The organism is Pseudomonas viridiflava, assembly GCF_001642795.1.
GTDB lineage: Bacteria > Pseudomonadota > Gammaproteobacteria > Pseudomonadales > Pseudomonadaceae > Aquipseudomonas > Aquipseudomonas viridiflava.
This window is the reverse complement of record NZ_LKEH01000047.1, coordinates 374,194-393,443: the sequence shown is the minus strand read 5'-3', so window position 1 is coordinate 393,443 and position 19,250 is coordinate 374,194. Positions and strand designations below refer to the sequence as shown.

Sequence of the window (19,250 nt, the reverse complement as noted above, 5' to 3'; positions counted from 1 at the left end):
CGATGCGGGGTTTTTAGTCTGCTTACAGGCCGATCAAGCCATCACACCGTGATGGCTTGTCCGCTCATGGCCAGGTCCAGCAACTCGCGGTTGGCGACGGCGTACATGGCGTAGTCGGTGCCGCTGGCGGCACGCAGTTCGACCAGCATGGCGCGCCAGCGCTCGACCATGAGGGCGTGCTGTTCGAGCCACAGCGCCAGACGCTCTTCCACGTCCGATGGACCGTCCGGCATCTGCAGGACCGATACGGTGATCGCCCGCTGTTGCCAGTCGATGTCGTCGCGGAACGCTTCGCGGGCCAGGGCCTGCCAGTTGTTTTCCACCGGCAGGCTGCTGATCTGCTGCAGATACCAGGTCACGTCCAGCGCACTGCCTACGGCGAAGTACACCTTGGCCACGTCGGCAGCGTTCTGCCCGGTGACGTCGGAGGCTTCGATGATCGGCAGCAGCGTGTACAGGTGCGTGGTGCCCGCCACCATGCGCGCCAGCAACTCGGGCACACCGGCTTCGACATAGGCCTGATAACGCGCCTGCCAGACTTCACGGGTCGGACCTTCCAGCAGTTCGTCGAGCTTGAGACCCAGTGCGGCGATGTGCGGACCGAAGTGTGCCACGTCACGACCGGCATCCAGTTCGTTGCGACGGCTGCGCAGGAACCAGCGCGTGGCACGACGACCCAGACGCATCAGCTCATCCATCAGCGACAGCTGGATTTCTGCCGACACCTTGTAGTCCAGCGCTTCGATCTGACGGAACCAGTGCGGGAGGTGGAAGATGTCACGCACGATCACGTAGGCACCGGCCACGTTGGCAGCGCTCATGCCGGTCGACTCTTTGAGTCGCTGCACGAACGTGATACCCATGTGGTTGACCAGGTCGTTGGCGATCTGGGTGCTGACGATTTCGCGCTTCAGACGGTGACCGCGCATGGCAACGGAGAACTTGGCGCTCAGCGATGGCGGGAACGCGGTTTCCATGTCACGTGCCAGGTAGTCGTCATCCGGAACACGGGATTCCAGCAACGCTTCCTTGAGGTCGATCTTGCTGTAGGAGATCAGCACCGACAGCTCGGCACGGCTCAGGCCATGACCGGCCGATACGCGCTCGACGATCTGGTCTTCGGCCGGCAGGAACTCGATGGCACGGTCCAGCTTGCCACGGGCTTCCAGGTCGTTCATCAGACGCTTGTATTCGGCAATGCGGTCGTAGGCGCGGCGAGCGGCCAGCGACAGCGCCTGCGTCTGCTTGTAGTTGTTGCCCAGCACCAGATGGCCGACTTCGTCGGTCATGCTTTCAAGCAGCTGGTTGCGCTGCTTCTCGGTCATGTCGCCAGCCTGCACCACTTCGTTGAGCAGGATCTTGATGTTCACTTCGTGGTCGGAGCAGTCCACACCACCGGCGTTGTCGATGAAGTCGGTGTTGGTCGCGCCGCCATTGAGGCCGAACTCGACACGGCCCAGCTGGGTCATGCCCAGGTTGCCGCCCTCGCCCACCACCTTGCAGCGCAGCTCGTTGCCGTCGACACGCAGCGCGTCGTTGGCCTTGTCGCCGACATCCGCGTGGGACTCTTCGCTGGACTTCACGTACGTACCAATGCCGCCGTTCCACAACAGGTCCACTGGCGCCTTGAGCAGCGCGTGCAGCAATTCGGTCGGGGTCAGCTTGTCGGCCTTGATGTCAAAGCGTGCCTTCATCTGTTCGGTGACGGCGATGCTCTTGGCGCTGCGCGGGAAAATACCGCCGCCCGCAGACATGATGCTGGTGTCGTAGTCGGTCCAGGCCGAACGCGGCAGGTCGAACAGACGCTGACGTTCGACAAAGCTGGTGGCCGGGTCCGGATTCGGGTCGATGAAGATGTGCAGATGGTTGAAGGCTGCGACCAGTTGCAGCTTGTCGGACATCAACAGGCCGTTACCGAACACGTCACCGGCCATGTCGCCGATGCCAATCACGCTGATGCTGTCCTGCTGAACGTTGATATCGCGCTCACGGAAGTGACGCTGCACGCCAACCCAGGCGCCCTTGGCAGTGATGCCCATCTTCTTGTGGTCATAACCGGCCGAACCGCCGGACGCGAACGCGTCGCCCAGCCAGAAGCCGTAGTCGATCGCGATGCCGTTGGCGATGTCGGAGAAGGTCGCAGTGCCTTTGTCCGCCGCAACGACCAGGTACGGGTCGTCGTCATCGTGGCGAACTACGTTGACCGGCGGCACCAGCACGCCTTCCTTGAGGTTGTCGGTGATGTCCAGCAGACCCGAGATGAAGATGCGGTAGCAGGCGATTGCCTCAGCCTGGACTTCGTCGCGGTTGCCAGTGGTCGGCAGACGGCGCGGCACGAAACCGCCCTTGGCGCCGACCGGCACGATGACCGAGTTTTTCACCTGCTGGGCTTTTACCAGGCCCAGCACTTCGGTACGGAAGTCTTCTTCACGATCCGACCAGCGCAGGCCGCCGCGCGCCACGTTGCCGAAACGCAGGTGCACGCCTTCGACGCGTGGCGAATAAACGAAAATCTCGAACTTGGGCACCGGCTTCGGCAGTTCGGGGATCAGACGCGGGTTGAACTTGAAGCTGAAGTAGCCCTTGTTCTGGCCGTTGGCATCGGTCTGGTAGAAGTTGGTCCGCAGGGTCGCCTTGATCAGGTCCAGGTAACGACGCAGGATGCGGTCTTCGTTGAGCACCTGAACATCGTCCAGCGCGGTCAGGATGGCCTGTTCCAGACGCAGTTGCTTGTCGTCCAGATCGTCCGAACCCAGTTTGCGCGCCAGATAGAAACGAGTCTTGAACAGACGCGTCAGTTCACGGGCGATATCGGTGTGGTTGTTCAACGTGCTGGCGATATAGCCCAGGTCGAAGCCCAGACGAATCTGCTTCAGGTAGCGGGCATAGGCACGCAGCAGCGCCACGTCGCGCCATGGCAGACCGGCAGTCAGCACCAGACGGTTGAACGCATCGTTCTCGGCGTCGCCGCTGACGATGTGCACGAAAGCGTCCTGCAACGTGTCGTTGAGCTGCTGAATATCGAGGTTCAGGCCTTCGCCGTAGGTAAAGGCGAAATCGTGAATCCAGAATTCGCGACCGTTGGCGTGGTGCAGGCGATACGGGAATTCACCCAGCACACGCAGGCCGAGGTTCTCAAGAATCGGCAGTACGTCAGACAGCGCCAGCGGCGTATCGGCGTGGTACAGCTTGCAGTGCAGTTGCTGACGACCACCGGCCAGTGGCTGGTAGAAGCTCATCACCAACGGATTGCTTTCGCTGAGGCTCAGCACATGCTGCATGTCGACCACGGCCGAATGCGCTGCGAAACGCTCGCGATAGCCTGCCGGGAAGCCTTTCGGGAAGTCCGCCAGCACGTTGGTGCCGTGTGCTTCGCCGAAGCTTTCGACCACGAGACTTGCGTAGTCGTCCTTCCAGGAACGGCAGGCCTGAATGACCTCGTTTTCCAGCTGGGCGACGTCGATTTCCAGATTGACCTTCGGGTCCACACGCAGAATCAGCTGCACGCGGGCCAGCACGGATTCGGAGAAGAACGTCCAGAATTCGCAATCGCTGGCTTTCAGGCGATCCATCAGCACCTGCTGGATCTTCTGCCTTACTTCGGTGGAATACACGTCACGCGGCACGTAGGCCAGGCAGTAGCAGAAACGGCCGTACGGGTCCTTGCGCAGGAACACGCGAATCTTGTTGCGCTCCTGGATCTGCACAATGGACATGACGGTGCTGAACAGTTCGTCCACCGGCGTCTGGAACAGATCGTCGCGGGGCAGCACTTCGACCACCTGCGCCAGTTCCTTGCCCAGGTGCGCCTTGGCATCGAAACCGGAACGACGCTCGACTTCCGCGACCTTGCGACGGATATAAGGAATCTGCCTGACACTCTCGCCGTACACCGACGAGGTGTAGAGGCCCATGAAACGGCATTCCTTGATGACCTTGCCCGACGCGTCGATCTGACGGATCGAGACGAAGTCAGGATAGGCCGGACGATGCACGCGGCTTGGCACGGCAGCCTTGGCGAACGACAGCAGCATCGGCTCTTGCAGGTATTTCACTGCGTAGTCTTCGATGTGCAGTTCTTCGCGGCTCAGGCCCGGACGCAGCAGCTTGGTCAGGCCCAGGAACGAGGATTCGTCGTAGATCAGTTGCCCACCATCGGCGTCGTTGCTGACCTGGAATTCTTCATAGCCCAGGAAGGTGAAATGGTTATCCACCAGCCATTCAAGGAAAACCTTGATTTCGGCCTTTTCTTCGACGTCGGTGTTGGATTCGTTGGCGTCGATGCTGACAAGCAGGTCACGCAGGCGCGCCTTCATCGGCTCGAAATCTTCGACAGCGGCGCGGACTTCGCCGAGCACCTGCTCCAGCTCGCGGGCCAGCACGTTCAACTCGCTGGCGTTGGCGCAGCGGTCGATCTCCAGGTACATCAGCGATTCCTGCAACACGTCGTCGCCGGTCGTGCCTTTTGGCAGCAGTTCGAGCAACTGGCCATTCGGGCCGCGTCGCACGCTCAGGACGGTGGTTTGCAGGGTGTGGATGCTGTAACCGCGACGGTTCAGCTCGGTGCGTACGGAATCGACGAGAAACGGAAGGTCATGATGCAGCACTTCGACGGCGCTGTGAGTCGACTGCCATCCGTGACGCTCGTAATCGGGGTTGTAGACGCGGACCTGAGGATGGGCGTGTTCGAAACGCTCGAGCAGGCGCCAGGCGGACAGTGTGCAGCCCGCGAGGTCGGACAGTCGACGCTGTGTGAGTTCATCCAGTGAAATGATGCCGAAGAACTGTTCAGCGAACAGCGCCACTTGTGGCAGTGCCTGCTCGCTGATGTGCTGAGCCAGTGCCGATTGCAGTTGATGCTGGAAATCGGACTTGCTGGCTGCGGTGAAGAACGCCATCTGTGGTACTCCGCTTTGGCTTTTATTGGGGAGGCTTGAAGAAGGTGTTGTGATCCGGGTGTACCGGCGTCCGGTTGAATGGACACCACCTGATCGAGTGTAAAGCTAAAGTACTAACGCCTGTCGTGTCAGGGTAGTCACATTTGAATGTCGCAGTGCATGTCATTAAAAAAGAAGCATGAAGCTCGAAAGCTCCGTGCGCGCACGCCTTTGGTGCAGCTTAACGACAGCGGACCGGACACTACTTACGAGGCTGCGACATATTCGGTCATCGCCTAGCCGGTCAATCGGCACGAAAGTGCCAATTAATGGCCGACAAAATGTCTCGCGGACTGGCAAAATCCGTCCTGCCCGCCCACTTTCGAAAAACCGGAACCCGACCATGCTCATCAAGACTGCCAGCCTTATCGTCAATCCCTGCGATGACGAATACGACAACATGGCCCTGCTCTGCTGCCACAGCGAGAACGGTGAGTTGTTCTCGCTGAGTCGTTTTCCCGATGAAAACGAAGTGGAAATCACCGTTCGCGACGACAGGACACATACGGTCTCGACGCTGAAAGTGACCTTCAGTGCCGAACGCCTGCTGCTGGAAATCGATCCTGCGGACGGCAAGCAACTGGACGGCCATGAGCGTTACGAAATCCTGCACAGCACCTCGGCAGGCGAACTGCACGAGGTCGAGGAAACCCTGCAGATCATTCTGAAAGATGTGGGCAGCTACGTAAGCGAACTCGCCTGATCAGACCCATCGTCGTCCCGGACAACAAGGAGCCCGTCATGCCCGCCATTTTCGACGCCCACTGCCACATCATCGACCCCGGTTATCCGCTTCAGGCCAACAATGGTTTCCTGCCGGAGCCGTTCCGGGTGAGCGACTATCTGGCGCAGGTCGAACCCTTGGGCGTGATTGGCGGTGCCGTGGTTTCGGGATCGTTTCAGGGCTTTGATCAGAGTTACCTGCTCGCGGCACTGAAACGGCTGGGTGCGAATTTCGTCGGCGTGACTCAGTTGCCATCCAGTGTCACGGATGCGAAACTGGAAATGCTCAACGCCTCTGGCGTACGGGCCCTGCGTTTCAATCTGAAGCGGGGCGGGTCTGAACAGCTCGATCAACTGGAAGCCCTGGCGCTGCGGGTTCACGATCTGCTCGGCTGGCATTCGGAGCTGTATATCGACTCACGCGAGTTGGCCGACATCGAAACCCGCCTGCTCAGGCTGCCTGCCGTGAGCATCGATCATCTGGGGCTGAGTGCCGAAGGCCTGCCTGTGTTGCTGCGTCTGGCCGAGCATGGCGTGCGGATCAAGGCCTGCGGTTTCGGGCGGGTCGACTTTGCTGTGCCAGCGATTTTGAAGGACATCCACGCAGCCAACCCCGACGCCCTGATGTTCGGCACCGACCTGCCCTCCACCCGCGCACCCCGGCCGTTCGAGCCGGGTGATATCGATCTGGTAGTGGAGGCGCTGGGTGAGGCGGCTGCGCAAAACGTGTTGTGGGGAAATGCTGCGGCGTTTTATCGGCTGTCATCAAACAATACGTGATCTGCTGAATGAAAACGTTTACGTGGGAGCTGCGCGACAGCGCTACGCCAAAGGGCCGGTCAGGCCTCCCACAGTCATTTGTCAGCTGCAAGTCTGCGGCCGGTCAGACATGAGGGAATTACTGTTGAAAGTAGCTCTCGCCTGTAACTTCCTACAAAGAGCAGACAAAACATGTAGGACAATTCCCATCTAAACGTATGAACTATCTCTAAACTTCATAAAAAACCCCAGAGTCGTTAGTCGATACCTGTCCGAATGAATTAAAGTAACGCCCCCAGCCTGCTGTCGCCCGACGCGGCTGATTACCCTGCCAGGAACAGTCACCGATGGAACATCGTGAGGCGCTGATTGCGCTGCGAACATTTCTTTCAACGCAAATCCTCGGCCAGGAAAAGCTGATCGAACGCCTGCTCATCGCCCTGCTTGCCGACGGCCACATGCTCGTCGAAGGAGCACCGGGCCTTGCCAAGACCAAGGCCATCAAGGAGCTGGCAGAAGGCATCGAAGCACAGTTTCATCGCATTCAATTCACCCCCGACCTGCTGCCTGCCGACATCACCGGCACCGAGATCTATCGTCCGGAAACCGGCAGCTTCGTGTTCCAGCAGGGTCCGATCTTCCACAATCTGGTGCTGGCGGACGAAATCAACCGCGCGCCAGCCAAGGTCCAGTCGGCTCTGCTCGAGGCCATGGCCGAGCGTCAGGTCAGTGTCGGGCGCAGTACCTATGATCTTTCGCCGCTGTTTCTGGTCATGGCGACCCAGAACCCTATCGAGCAGGAAGGCACCTATCCCCTGCCTGAAGCACAGCTCGACCGCTTCCTGATGCATGTCAAGATCGGCTTTCCGGATGCTGCCGTCGAACGCAAGATCCTGCAGCAGGCCCGCGGCGAAGCGCTGAACGGCGAAACCAAGCCGGAGCGGCGCGTCAGCCAGCAGGCCATTTTCGCAGCCCGCAAGGAAATCCTCGGTCTGTACATGGCCGACGCGGTTGAGGAATACCTGGTGCAACTGGTCATGGCCACTCGCACACCGGCCAAGTTCGATCAGGAGCTGGCCGAATGGATTGCCTATGGCGCCAGCCCGCGTGGCTCGATCTCGCTGGACCGCTGCGCACGGGCCCATGCCTGGCTGGCGGGACGCGACTTCGTCAGCCCGGAAGACATTCAGGCGGTGCTGTTCGATGTGCTACGCCACCGCATCATCCTGTCGTTCGAGGCCGAAGCTGCGGGCATCGATCAAGACCGCGTGATTCAGCGGATCCTCGACGTCGTGGCCGTCGCCTGACCCCATGCAACCCTACCTGATCCCACAACCGGGCATTCGCGTCACGCTCAGCGAGCTGATCGAGATGCGCCATCGCGTGCGGGAAGTGCAGCTGTTTTCCACGCCTAGCCAGCGCAGCCCGCTGATCGGCCTGCACCACTCCAAGCTGCGTGGCCGAGGGGTGGACTTCGATCAGGTCCGGGTCTATCAGGCAGGCGACGATGTGCGCAGCATCGACTGGCGAGTGACCGCACGTACGCAGGAGCCACACACCAAACTGTTCCACGAAGAACGCGAGAGGCCGATTTTCATTCTGGTGGAACAGAGCCGTCGCCTGTTCTTCGGCTCCGGACAGATGTTCAAGTCGGTACTGGCTGCACAGGCGGCGGCGCTGATCGGCTGGGCCGCACTGGAACACAATGACCGGGTGGGCGGGCTGGTGTTCGGCGACAACGAGCATTACGAGATCAAACCCCGGCGCAGCAAACAGAGCCTCTTACAGCTGCTCAACCGGCTGGTGCGGGTCAATCAGTCGTTGCACACCGAAATCCCCGCCGACCGTGATGCGTTCGGCACCGCCCTGCGGCGTGCCCGTGAAGTGCTGCGCCCCGGCAGTCTGGTGATCGTGCTTTGTGACGAGCGCGCCCTTTCCGATGCCGCAGAGCAGCAACTCACCCTGCTGGCGCGCCACAGCGACTTGTTGCTGCTGCCGCTGTCCGACCCCCTGGACCGCGCGCTGCCTGCAGCCGGGCTGCTGCGATTCGCCGAGCGCGGCGCGCAACTGGAACTCGACACCCTTGATCCCGAACTGCGTCGGGCCTATCGCGTTCAGGGTGAGGAGCGCTCGGCGCGCTGGGAACTGCTGGCCCAGAAACTGCGCGTGCTGCTGATGCCGTTGAGCACCCAGTTCGAACTGGTCGAGCAATTGCGTGAATACCTCAACGCCCAGCGTCCGGTGAAGCGCAAATGAATCCACTGGATCAGTTGCAACCCCTGATCGCCCCTGAAGCCATCGGCTTCTGGCCTCCTGCGCCGGGTTGGTGGCTGCTGTTGCTGTTGATTCCCGCGCTGGGCTGGGGCATCTGGCGGCTGCGCACGCTGTTGCCGGTCAAGGCCAGCAAAAGCCGCAGCGAGCAGCCGCTTGACCCCGTGCGGGTCGCGGCGCTGGCGGAACTGGCCAGCCTGCCCAAACCCTATGACGGCGCCCCCGCCGGAGCCTGGCTGCAACAGATCAACGGCCTGCTCAAACGCCTGTGCCGCAACCACTATCCACACAGCCAGAGCCACACCCTCAACGGTCGTAAATGGCTGGCGTTTCTCGATAACCGCTGCCCGGCCGCAGGCCTGACGCGCTGGATGATCCTTGTTGAAGGTGCCTACAAACCCGAATGCAAACTCGATGACAAGGCCATCAGCGGCCTGACCCAGGCCGTCGATATCTGGATTCGCAAACATGTTTGAGTTCGTCTGGCCCTGGGTCTTCGCCCTGCTGCCGCTGCCCTGGCTGATGCGCTTCGTGTTGCCTATGGCCGACAGCGGCGAAGCCGCGCTCAAGGTCAGCTTCCTCAACGAACTCGAAGGTTTGAGCGGTCGGCGCGCCAAGGCCAACCTGCCTGCGTGGCGACAGCGCTCGCCGTTCCTGCTCATCTGGCTGTTTCTGCTGATCGCCGCCGCCCGCCCGCAATGGCTGGGCGAGCCGCTTCCCGTGGCTGCCAGCGGCCGCGACCTGCTGGTGGCCGTGGACGTTTCCGGTTCCATGGATTACCCGGACATGCAATGGCAGAGCGACGAAGTCAGCCGACTGGTGCTGGTTCAGCATCTGCTGGGCGATTTTCTCGAAGGCCGTCAGGGTGATCGGGTCGGCCTGATCCTGTTCGGCAGTCAGGCCTTCGTTCAGGCCCCGCTGACGTTTGACCGCCGCACCGTGCGTATCTGGCTGGACGAGGCGAAAATCGGCATCGCGGGCAAAAACACAGCCATCGGCGACGCCATCGGTCTTGCGCTCAAACGCCTGCGCCTGCGTCCGGCCAATAGCCGCGTTCTGGTGCTGGTCACCGATGGCGCCAACAACGGCGGGCAGATCGACCCGATCACGGCGGCACGGCTGGCAGCAAACGAAGGCGTTCGGATCTACACCATCGGCATCGGCTCCGATCCCGACAAAAGCGGCATCCAGGGACTGCTGGGCCTGAACCCAAGCCTGGACCTGGATGAGCCTACGCTCAAGGACATTGCCAGCCTCAGCGGCGGCCAATACTTCCGCGCCCGCGATGGCGAGCAACTGGAAAAGATCCGCGCCACCCTCGACTCGCTCGAACCGGTCGCCCAGCAACCCACCCAGGCCCGCCCGGCGCAAGTGCTGTATCAGTGGCCCTTGTCATTGGCGTTATTGATGAGCGTGTTGCTGGTGATCCGCAGCCTGTGGCCCAACAACGCCGTGCAACGGGCGCTTGTTCGCCTGCGCGCTTTCGGCTGGCGTGAGCGCGTCGAACGTCTGTGGAGGTCGCGATGATCGCCTCCCTCTGGCCGCACTGGTTCCGTCCATGGTGGCTGCTGATCGTGCCCTTGCTGGCGCTGTTGATCTGGCAACTCTGGCATCGGCAGAAACGCGCCGGACGCTGGCAGATCATCCTGCCCGCCGCATTTCATGCCGTGTTGCTGAACGGCAGTCGCGGCAGCAACAGCAAACTGCCGTGGGTGGTACTGGCGCTGGCCTGGCTGCTGGCGCTGGCCGCGCTGCTTGGTCCCAGCTGGCAACGTGTCGAGCAGATCAGCCAGAAGCCGGTCGATCCGCTGGTGGTGGTGCTGGAACTCACCCCGCAGATGCTCGCCACCGACATTGCCCCGACACGTCTGGAACAGGCGCGACGCAAACTGCTCGATCTGTTGCAACTGCGCAGCGACTCACAGACCGCCATCGTGGTCTACGCGGGCAGCGCCCACACGCTGGTGCCGCTGTCCGACGATCTGGTGACCAGCCATAACCTGCTGGAGGCGATCAGGCCGTCGATCATGCCGATGCCGGGCCAGCGTGCCGATCTGGCGGTCGTCAAGGCGCTGAACCTGCTCAAGCAGGGTGCGCTGGGCCAGGGCAGGATTCTGCTGATCGGCTCGTCCTTGAGTGAACAGGAGCGCGACGGCATCCGTCAGGCCCTGCGCGGTCAGTCGCCGCCCTTGTTGATACTGGGTATTGGAACCGCCGAAGGTGCTCCAGTGACTCAGGAAAACGGCAGCCTGCTCAAGGACGATCAGGGCGCGATCATGGTGCCGCGTCTGGACAGCACCAGCCTCAATGACTTTGCCGAGCAGGTCGGCGGCAGCTACCGTCAGGCGCGGGCTGATGAAGAGGACCTGCGCAGCCTCGGCCTGCTCGCCAGCCCGCAACGCCTGCGCAGCGACGGGCAGATCGTGCAGCTCGACACCTGGGCCGATCAGGGTCACTGGTTTCTGCTGCCGCTGCTGTTGATCGCCGCCTGTGCGGGTCGCCGCGGCTGGCTGTTCTGCCTGCCGCTGCTGTTCATGTTTCCGCAGACCAGTCAGGCGTTCGAATTTCAGGACCTGTGGCTGCGCCCGGATCAGCAGGGTCAACGCCTGCTGGAACAGCGCCGACCGGCAGAAGCGGCACAACGCTTTGAAGACCCGCAGTGGAAAGGTATCGCCTTCTACGAAGCCGGGGATTACGCCAGCGCAGCACAGCGCTTTGCTGAAGGAAACACAGCGGCCGATCATTACAACCGTGGCAATGCGCTGGCCCGCAGTGGCGAACTGGAAGCGGCGCTGGACGCCTATGAACAGGCGCTCGAACGGCAGCCGGACTTCCCCGCAGCGGTGAACAACCGTGCACTGGTTCAGAATCTTCTGGATCAGGCCAATGCGGCTCAACCCGAACAGGACAAACCGGAAAAACCCGAGCAGGATGAAGCAGGCCAGAATGGCACGCAGGATCAGACCAGCAGCCACTCGCCCACCGAACAGGACACTGCCCGGCCAAGTGAGGACGACGGCAGCGAAAGCCTGCCTCCGGACACGTCCGGCCTGCAGTCTTCCGGCCCATCGACAGACGATGAACAGACCACTCGCCCGCCCCTGCAGCCTGCCGACCGTCCCGTCCCCAGCGAACGACGTCAGGAACTGGAGCAGTGGCTGAGACAGATTCCGGACGATCCGGGCGAACTGCTGCGGCGCAAATTCCGCTACGAACAGCAACATCAGGAAAAGACCCGATGAGTCGCGCGTACCCCTTATTGACCGGCCTGCTGCTGAGCCTGTCTGTCCTGTCGTCACACGCGGCCGAACTGACGGCCAGCGTCGACCGCACACGGCTGAACGCCGGGGAAACCTTCGAGCTGACGCTGGAAACCGACGACGTCACGCAGTTCGGCAAGCCCGACCTGACCGCGCTGGACAGCGATTTCGAGGTGCGCGACACCCGTCAGGTCAACCGACTGACGACCCTGGGCACCAACAATCAGGCGACCACGCGCTGGATCGTCACCCTGCTGCCCCGCCAGACCGGCAGCGTGACGATTCCCTCTCTGCAACTGGGCGAACTGAAAAGCCAGCCGCTGACCCTGCAAGTGATTCAGACCGAACCCAGGGAGCAGGAACAGGATCGGCAACTGGCGCCGGTGTTCATCGAGGCAACACTGGATCAGGACAGCGTCTACGTTCAGGCCCAGGTCGTGCTGACCCTGCGCATCTACCACTCCGTGCAGTTGTTCGACGACAGCAGCCTCAGCCCGCTTCAGGTGCCGGACGCCCGCATCGAGAAGCTGGGCGATTCGCGGACCTACGAAAAGCTGATCAACAGCGTGCGCCACGGGGTCATCGAGATGCGCTATGCGCTCTATCCCCAGCACAGCGGAGTCTTGACCATTCCGCCTCAGGTGTTCAGCGCGACGCAAGTGCAGCCTCAGGCCAGCAGTGCAGCGAATCAGGACGCCAATCCGTTTGGCCCGCAACCGGGCAAGGTGATGCGCGTCAGTTCCGCCGAGATCCCGCTGAACGTCAGAGCAGTGCCTGCGGACTACCCGACTCAGGTGCCTTGGCTTCCGGCCCGCACCGTCAGCCTTGAAGAGAGCTGGAGCCCGGAACCGGGCAAGACTCAGGTCGGCGATTCACTGACACGCACCCTCATTCTCAAGGCCGAAGGTCTGGCCGGTGCGCAATTGCCGCCCTTGCCTCCCACCGAAGTACCCGGCCTGCGCCGTTATCCGGACCAGCCGCAACTGCGCAACCTGCCCAGCGAGCGAGGCCTGATCGGCACCCGTGAAGAACGCGAAGCGCTGGTGCCCACCCGCGCCGGTGCGATTGATCTGCCTGCGGTGGAAGTCACCTGGTGGAACACCCGCGAAGACCACCTGGAGCACACCAGCCTGCCCGCCCGCACCTTGCAGATCAGCGGCAATCCCGGACTGGGCGTTGACACACCGGTCAGCAACGACATGAGTGGCCTGACCGTCATCGGCCCACCGGTCTGGCCGTGGCAGATGAGTACGCTGTTCTTTGCCTTCACCACCTTGCTGGCCTGCCTGCTCTGGTGGCGCGCGCGCGGCCAGCCGGCAATCGCCAAAACCGTGCAGGCAGGCCCGAGCCCGCGTACTGTGCTGGACGATCTCAAGCGCGCCTGTCTGGCCAACGACCCGCAGGCCACGCGCCAGGCCCTGGATGCCTGGGCGCGCCAACAACCGGAAACCCTGGCCGACATGGCGGCCCGCTTCGTGCCGCTGTCCGATGCACTGGATGGCCTGAACGGCGCACTCTACAGTGAGACCGGAAAACTCTGGCTGGGCGAGGACCTGTGGCGTGCGATCCGCACCCTGCCCGCCGCCGAACACATTCAGGACCCGGCAGGCGATGCCGGGTTGCCGCCGCTGTATCCCAAGTGAGGATGCAGCCGGCCACCCCTTTGATGACAAGGTAATTCAATGCGTCTGTTTCACACTTCCGACTGGCATCTGGGTCAGAACCTTCACGGTCAGGAGCGCGATTTCGAACACGCCTGCTTTCTGACCTGGCTGCTGGCGCGTCTGGCAGAGCGCCAGCCTGATGTGCTGTTGATCGCGGGCGACATCTTCGACACCGTCAACCCGCCGGTCAAAGCCCAGGAACGGCTGTACGACTTCATCGTCAATGCCCACGAACAGAACCCGCTGCTGACCATCGTCATGATTGCCGGAAACCACGACTCAGGTTCGCGCATCGAACTGCCCGCACCGCTGATGCGTCGTCTGCGCACCCACGCGCTCGGCCGTGTGCTGTGGCTGGATGAAGGCGTGCTGGACGCCGAGCGGCTGCTGCTGCCACTGCCCGACGCCGAAGGTCAGGTCCGGGCGTGGTGCCTGGCGCTGCCGTTCCTGCGCCCGGCCGAAGTCACCGGTCCGACGCTGGGCGACGATTACCTGAAAGGTATCGCCAGAGTTCACGAGCGCCTGATCGAAGCCGCCAACCTCAAACGCCAGCCGGGTCAGGCGCTGATTGCCGTAAGCCATGCGCACATGGCCGGTGGTTCGGTGTCCGAAGACTCCGAGCGCAGCCTGATCATCGGCAACGCCGAGGCCCTGCCCGCCAGCCTGTTCGGGCCGAGCATCACCTACGTCGCCCTCGGACATCTGCACAAGCCGCAGCGGGTCAACGGTGAAGAGCGCATTCGCTACAGCGGCTCGCCGATCCCATTGTCATTCTCGGAAATCGGCTATCAGCATCAGATTCTGGAAATCAACTGCGACGGTGAAACCCTGACCAGTGTCGACACCTGCCTGATTCCACGCGCCGTCAACCTGCAACGCCTGGGCCCTGCACCGCTGGCCGAACTGCTGGTGCAGCTCAAGGAACTGCCCAACGTCGATCTGTTGGCCGACCCGGATCGACAGCCGTGGCTGGAGGTGCGCGTGCGCCTCGACGAGCCGCAGCCGGACCTGCGCAACCAGATCGAAACCGCCCTGCAGGGCAAGGCCGTGCGACTGGTGCGCATCGGTGCCGAATACGCAGGCAAGGGCAGCGCCGACGGCAGTGATGACGATGCCGCGCTGATCGAACTGGATCAGCTCAGCCCGCAGGAACTGTTCAGCCGCGCCTGGCAGGACAACTTCGGCAGCGAGGTCGATGAACAGACCCTGACCGACTTCGCCACACTGTTGCGTGAAGTGCAGCAGGAGAGCGAACAGCCATGAAGATTCTTGCCATTCGCCTGAAAAACCTGGCCTCGCTGGCCGGACCGTTCGAACTGGACTTCACCGCAGAGCCCTTGGCCAGCGCCGGCCTGTTCGCCATTACCGGCCCGACCGGCGCAGGCAAGAGCACGCTGCTCGATGCGTTGTGCCTGGCACTGTTCGGGGCCATTCCGCGCCTGAGCAACATCGGCCAGTCGAAGGTCCCCGACATCGACGGCGACATTACCACCAGCGATCCACGCACCCTGCTGCGCCGTGGCACCGGCAGCGGTTACGCCGAAGTGGACTTCATCGGCATCGACCAACGCCGCTATCGGGCGCGCTGGGAAACCAACCGCGCGCGGGACAACGCCGCCAAGAAACTTCAGGCCAGCCGCCAGACCCTGACCGATCTGGACAGCGAGCAGATCCTCAGCAATCAGAGCAAACGCGAATTCGAGCAACTGATCGAAAGCCGTCTGGGCCTCAATTTCGAACAGTTCACCCGTGCCGTGATGCTCGCCCAGAGCGAGTTCAGCGCCTTTCTCAAGGCCGACGACAAGGAACGCAGCGAACTGCTGGAGAAGCTGACCAACACGGCGATCTACAGCCAGCTCGGCCGACGCGCCTACAGCAAGAGCAAGGAAGCCGAAGAAGCGCTCAAGGCACTGACCGCCCAGGCCAGTCATATCAGCCCGCTGGATCCCGAGCAGCTTGCCGAGCTCGAGCAGCGCATGAGCGACGCCCAGCAGCAGCTCAAGCTCCATCAGGCTCAACAGCGCCAGCTGGAACTGCAGCAGCAATGGCTGACCGAACTGCATCGGCTGCGCGACGAACAACTCGCCGCTCAGGAAAGCCTGACCGCCGCGCAGCAGGTGTGGGACGACCAGAGCAGCCAGCGTCAGACACTGGGGCAGCTTGAACGCCTCGGTCCGCAACGGCACCGCTTCGCACGCCGGATCACCCTGAACGCTCAGCTCGCGCCACTGGCCGAGCAGATTCGCCAGCACCGGGAGCAACAGGTCTCGCTGCAGACCGGCCAGCAGCAACTGCACGATCAACGCAGCCAGGCGCAGCTTCGGTTGCAGGACGCCCAGCAGGCGCACAACTCCGCCAAACCACTGTTGCAGCAGGCGTTCGATGCGCACAGCACGCTGAACCGCCTCGCTCAGGAATTGGCCAAAGCCTCGGAACACCATCAGCAGGCCGAGCACCTCTGTACTCAGGGCCAGACCGGCCTGGACATCCTGCTCGACCAGCAACAGCAGGTTGCCCAGCGTCTTGAGCGCATCGCCGTACAACTGGCGGACAGCAGCGATCTGGCTCCGCTGGCCCAAGGCTGGAACGCGTGGCGCGACCGCCTGAAAACCCTGACGCTCACTGCCAATCGCCTCAAGCACGGCAACCGCGAGCTGCCTGCGCTGCAACAGCGCGCCAGCGAGGCCGAGCAAAAACTGACAGAACAACGCAACGCGCTGGAGTTGCTGTACCGCGAGGCCGATTGCGAAGTCGCTGCCGTCACCGAACAACTGCAGATCCTCGGCAGCCTGTTGCAGGACAACCGCAAGCAGCAGCGCGCTTTCGAAGAGGTGACGCGTCTATGGGCCACCCAGCAGGACATCGAACACCAATTGCAGGCGCTGACCCGGCAGCAACAGGAAGCCCAGCAGGAACGCGAGCAACTGGTCGCCCAGGGCATCAAGGTCAAGGACGAGCTGACTGTCGCCGAACAGACCCTTAACGTGACCCGCCAGTTGCTGGAGCGCCAGCGTCTGGCCCGCAGCGCCAGCGTCGAAGAACTGCGTACCCAGTTGCAGGACGACCAGCCCTGCCCGGTCTGCGGCAGTGCCGAGCACCCGTGGCATCAGCCGGAAGCCTTGCTGCAAAGCCTGACCCAACACGACGAAGATGAGCAGGCCAGCGCACAAAAGGCCGTCGACACCCTGACCGAGCAGCGCAACCAATTGCGCGAGCAGGTCGGCGGTATCATCGCCCGGCAGAAAGAACTGCTACGCCAGCACGACCAACTGATGCAACGCCATCAGGCACTGGCTCCGGACCTTGAAGCGCATCCGCTCGGCGCCCAGTTGCTGGACCGTGATCCTGCCAAACGCGATGCCTGGCTGAGCCAGCAGCTCAGCCACTTGAACGAAATCATTCTGCGCGACGAGCAGCGCCAGCAAGCCCTGCTCAATCTGCAGAAAGATGCCGCACGCCTGCAGCAGTCGGTGCAGACCGCGCAGGAAGCCAGTCAGGCCGCAGCCCATCACGTGACCGAACAGCTCCAGCAACTGAGCGCTGATCAGCAGCGTCTGGACGAAGAACTGGCTGCACTCGCGCCGCTGGTGTCTTCGCAGACTCTGGATGGGCTGCGCAGTGATGCCTCGACCACCGTGATGCAGCTTGAGCAGCAAGTGGTGCAGCGCCTCGATCAACTGGAGCAGCAAGGCGAAGAGCAGCAGGAACAGCGTGAACGCCAGCAGCGCATCGACAGCGAACAAGTCGAGCAGAAGAACCGCCTGCAGCGCGTTACAGAACAGCAGCAGGCCGTGGCCGCCCTCAGCGAACAGCAGCAGGCAAGCCAGCAACGGTTAAAGGACCTGTTGGGCGACCACACCAGCGCCGAGCAGTGGCAGCAGACGCTGGAACACGCCGTCGAGCAGGCCCGTCAGGCCGAAAGCTCGGCTGCCCAGTCCCTGCAGGATATCCAGAGTCAGCTGATACAGCTGGCGGCCGAACTCAAGTCCGGTGAGCAACAGCAGCAGGCCTTGCAGCAGGAACTGACGGAGCTGGACGCCACCCTCACCGACTGGCGCAGTCAGCACGCAGAACTGGATGACGCGGCGCTGGACACCCTCCTCACCTACGATGACGAGCAGGGCGAACAGTTGCGCCAGCAGTCGCAGGCAGCCGAGAAAGCGCTGGAGCAGGCGCGAATCCTGCTCAACGAACGCGAACAGCGCGTGCAGCAGCATCAGGCGCAACATGCCGACCTGACCGACAGCGACGCGTTGAATGTCGCCCTGTTGCAGGCGCAGGAACAGACGGCCCTGAGCGAACAGCACTGTGCCGAACTGCGCGCGCAACTGAGCGAAGACCAGCGCCGCCGCAACGCCAACAGTGAATTGCAGACGCGCATCAACGACGCCACCGGCGAATACCAACGCTGGGCACGACTGGCTGCGCTGATCGGCTCGGCAGAAGGCGACAAATTCCGCAAGATCGCCCAGGCCTACAACCTCGATCTGCTGGTGCACCACGCCAACGCGCAACTGAAACAACTGGTGCGCCGCTACCGCCTCAAACGCGGCGGCAGCATGCTCGGCCTGCTGGTGCTGGACACCGAGATGGGCGACGAGACCCGATCGGTGCATTCGCTGTCCGGCGGAGAAACCTTTCTGGTGTCGCTGGCTTTGGCGCTGGGCCTGGCATCGATGGCGTCCAGCACCTTGCGTATCGAATCGCTGTTTATCGACGAAGGCTTCGGCAGCCTCGACCCGGAGTCGCTGCAACTGGCCATGGATGCACTGGACGGCCTGCAGGCTCAGGGTCGCAAGGTGGGCGTCATTTCCCACGTTCAGGAAATGCACGAGCGCATCCCGGTGCAGATCAAGGTCCGTCGTCAGGGCAACGGGCTGAGCACCATCGAAGTCGGCAGTTCATGACACCGGTGCTCTACTCTTTCCGACGCTGCCCGTACGCCATGCGCGCCCGCATGGCGTTGCATTACGCGGGCTGTCAGGTAGACATTCACGAAGTCAGCCTCAAGGACAAGCCGCCGGAAATGCTCAAACGCTCGCCCAAGGGCACAGTCCCAGTGCTGGTCCTGGAAGACCGTGTTCTGGAACAGAGTCTGGACATCATGCACTGGGCACTGGCGCAGAACGACCCGGATGACTGGCTGCTGGCGGACGCCCCTTCGGGACAACGACAGATCGTCGACCTGATCGAAGAGAACGATCATGTCTTCAAGCTGAATCTGGATCGCTACAAGTACGCGGTGCGTTATCCGGAACACCCAACCGAACATTACCGAGCGTTGGGCGAGGTCTTTCTGCACAAGCTGGAAGATCGACTGCAATCGGGGGCTTATCTGCTGGGTGAACGACAGACACTGGCTGACATCGCCCTCGCGCCGTTCATTCGCCAGTTCTGCTTTGTCGATCCGGACTGGTTTGCACAAAGTCCCTACCCTGCCTTGCGCAACTGGCTGCAGCGCTTTCTGGACTCCAATCTGTTTGAAGCAGTCATGCGCAAATAGACCAACTGCCCACGATTGTCTTTTTCCCGCACAAAAAAATCCCCGTAACGGATGAGGTAACGGGGTCAAGGGGATTCAACGCTTTCGCGAGCAGGCTCACGTAACAGTCCATGCCTTGTCTGCCACGCAATGG

12 protein-coding genes are annotated in these 19,250 nt (G+C 62.2%); 11 read left to right on the top strand and 1 reads right to left on the bottom strand.

Annotated elements, in window-relative coordinates; genetic code table 11:
• Positions 1-41: 41 nt before the first annotated feature.
• The gene (locus AO065_RS24790; protein ID WP_004883867.1) at positions 42-4,898 is read right to left on the bottom strand and encodes an NAD-glutamate dehydrogenase; all 4,857 of its coding nucleotides are present in this window, start codon (positions 4,896-4,898) and stop codon (positions 42-44) included.
• A 382-nt stretch (positions 4,899-5,280) separates the two neighbouring features.
• On the opposite strand from AO065_RS24790, the gene AO065_RS24785 reads away from it, so the two are divergent.
• The 11 genes from AO065_RS24785 (at position 5,281) to AO065_RS24735 (ending at position 19,117) form a co-directional block, all read left to right on the top strand.
• The gene (locus AO065_RS24785; RefSeq protein ID WP_004883866.1) at positions 5,281-5,640 is read left to right on the top strand and encodes a hypothetical protein; all 360 of its coding nucleotides are present in this window, start codon (positions 5,281-5,283) and stop codon (positions 5,638-5,640) included.
• A 38-nt stretch (positions 5,641-5,678) separates the two neighbouring features.
• The gene (locus AO065_RS24780) at positions 5,679-6,440 is read left to right on the top strand and encodes an amidohydrolase family protein (protein ID WP_004883865.1); all 762 of its coding nucleotides are present in this window, start codon (positions 5,679-5,681) and stop codon (positions 6,438-6,440) included.
• Positions 6,441-6,766: 326 nt separating this feature from the next.
• Positions 6,767-7,726: an AAA family ATPase gene (locus AO065_RS24775; RefSeq protein WP_004883864.1), complete on the top strand. Its 960-nt coding sequence runs from the start codon at positions 6,767-6,769 to the stop codon at positions 7,724-7,726.
• 4 nt (positions 7,727-7,730) lie between these two features.
• The gene (locus tag AO065_RS24770) at positions 7,731-8,675 is read left to right on the top strand and encodes a DUF58 domain-containing protein (RefSeq protein ID WP_004883863.1); all 945 of its coding nucleotides are present in this window, start codon (positions 7,731-7,733) and stop codon (positions 8,673-8,675) included.
• A complete protein-coding gene (locus AO065_RS24765) occupies positions 8,672-9,166 on the top strand; it encodes a DUF4381 domain-containing protein (RefSeq protein ID WP_004883862.1) in 495 nt (164 codons plus the stop codon). The genes AO065_RS24770 and AO065_RS24765 overlap by 4 nt, the downstream gene beginning before the upstream one ends.
• On the top strand, positions 9,159-10,217 hold the full coding sequence (locus AO065_RS24760; protein WP_004883861.1) for a vWA domain-containing protein: 1,059 nt from the start codon (positions 9,159-9,161) through the stop codon (positions 10,215-10,217). The genes AO065_RS24765 and AO065_RS24760 overlap by 8 nt, the downstream gene beginning before the upstream one ends.
• The gene (locus AO065_RS24755) at positions 10,214-11,932 is read left to right on the top strand and encodes a VWA domain-containing protein (protein ID WP_004883860.1); all 1,719 of its coding nucleotides are present in this window, start codon (positions 10,214-10,216) and stop codon (positions 11,930-11,932) included. Before AO065_RS24760 ends, AO065_RS24755 begins: the two co-directional genes overlap by 4 nt.
• Positions 11,929-13,593, top strand: a complete 1,665-nt coding sequence (locus AO065_RS24750; protein ID WP_004883859.1) for a BatD family protein — start codon at positions 11,929-11,931, stop codon at positions 13,591-13,593. The genes AO065_RS24755 and AO065_RS24750 overlap by 4 nt, the downstream gene beginning before the upstream one ends.
• Before the next feature lie 39 nt (positions 13,594-13,632).
• Positions 13,633-14,877: an exonuclease SbcCD subunit D C-terminal domain-containing protein gene (locus AO065_RS24745; protein WP_004883858.1), complete on the top strand. Its 1,245-nt coding sequence runs from the start codon at positions 13,633-13,635 to the stop codon at positions 14,875-14,877.
• Positions 14,874-18,521, top strand: a complete 3,648-nt coding sequence (locus AO065_RS24740; RefSeq protein ID WP_004883857.1) for an AAA family ATPase — start codon at positions 14,874-14,876, stop codon at positions 18,519-18,521. Before AO065_RS24745 ends, AO065_RS24740 begins: the two co-directional genes overlap by 4 nt.
• A complete protein-coding gene (locus AO065_RS24735; RefSeq protein WP_004883856.1) occupies positions 18,518-19,117 on the top strand; it encodes a glutathione S-transferase in 600 nt (199 codons plus the stop codon). Before AO065_RS24740 ends, AO065_RS24735 begins: the two co-directional genes overlap by 4 nt.
• Positions 19,118-19,250: the final 133 nt, after the last annotated feature.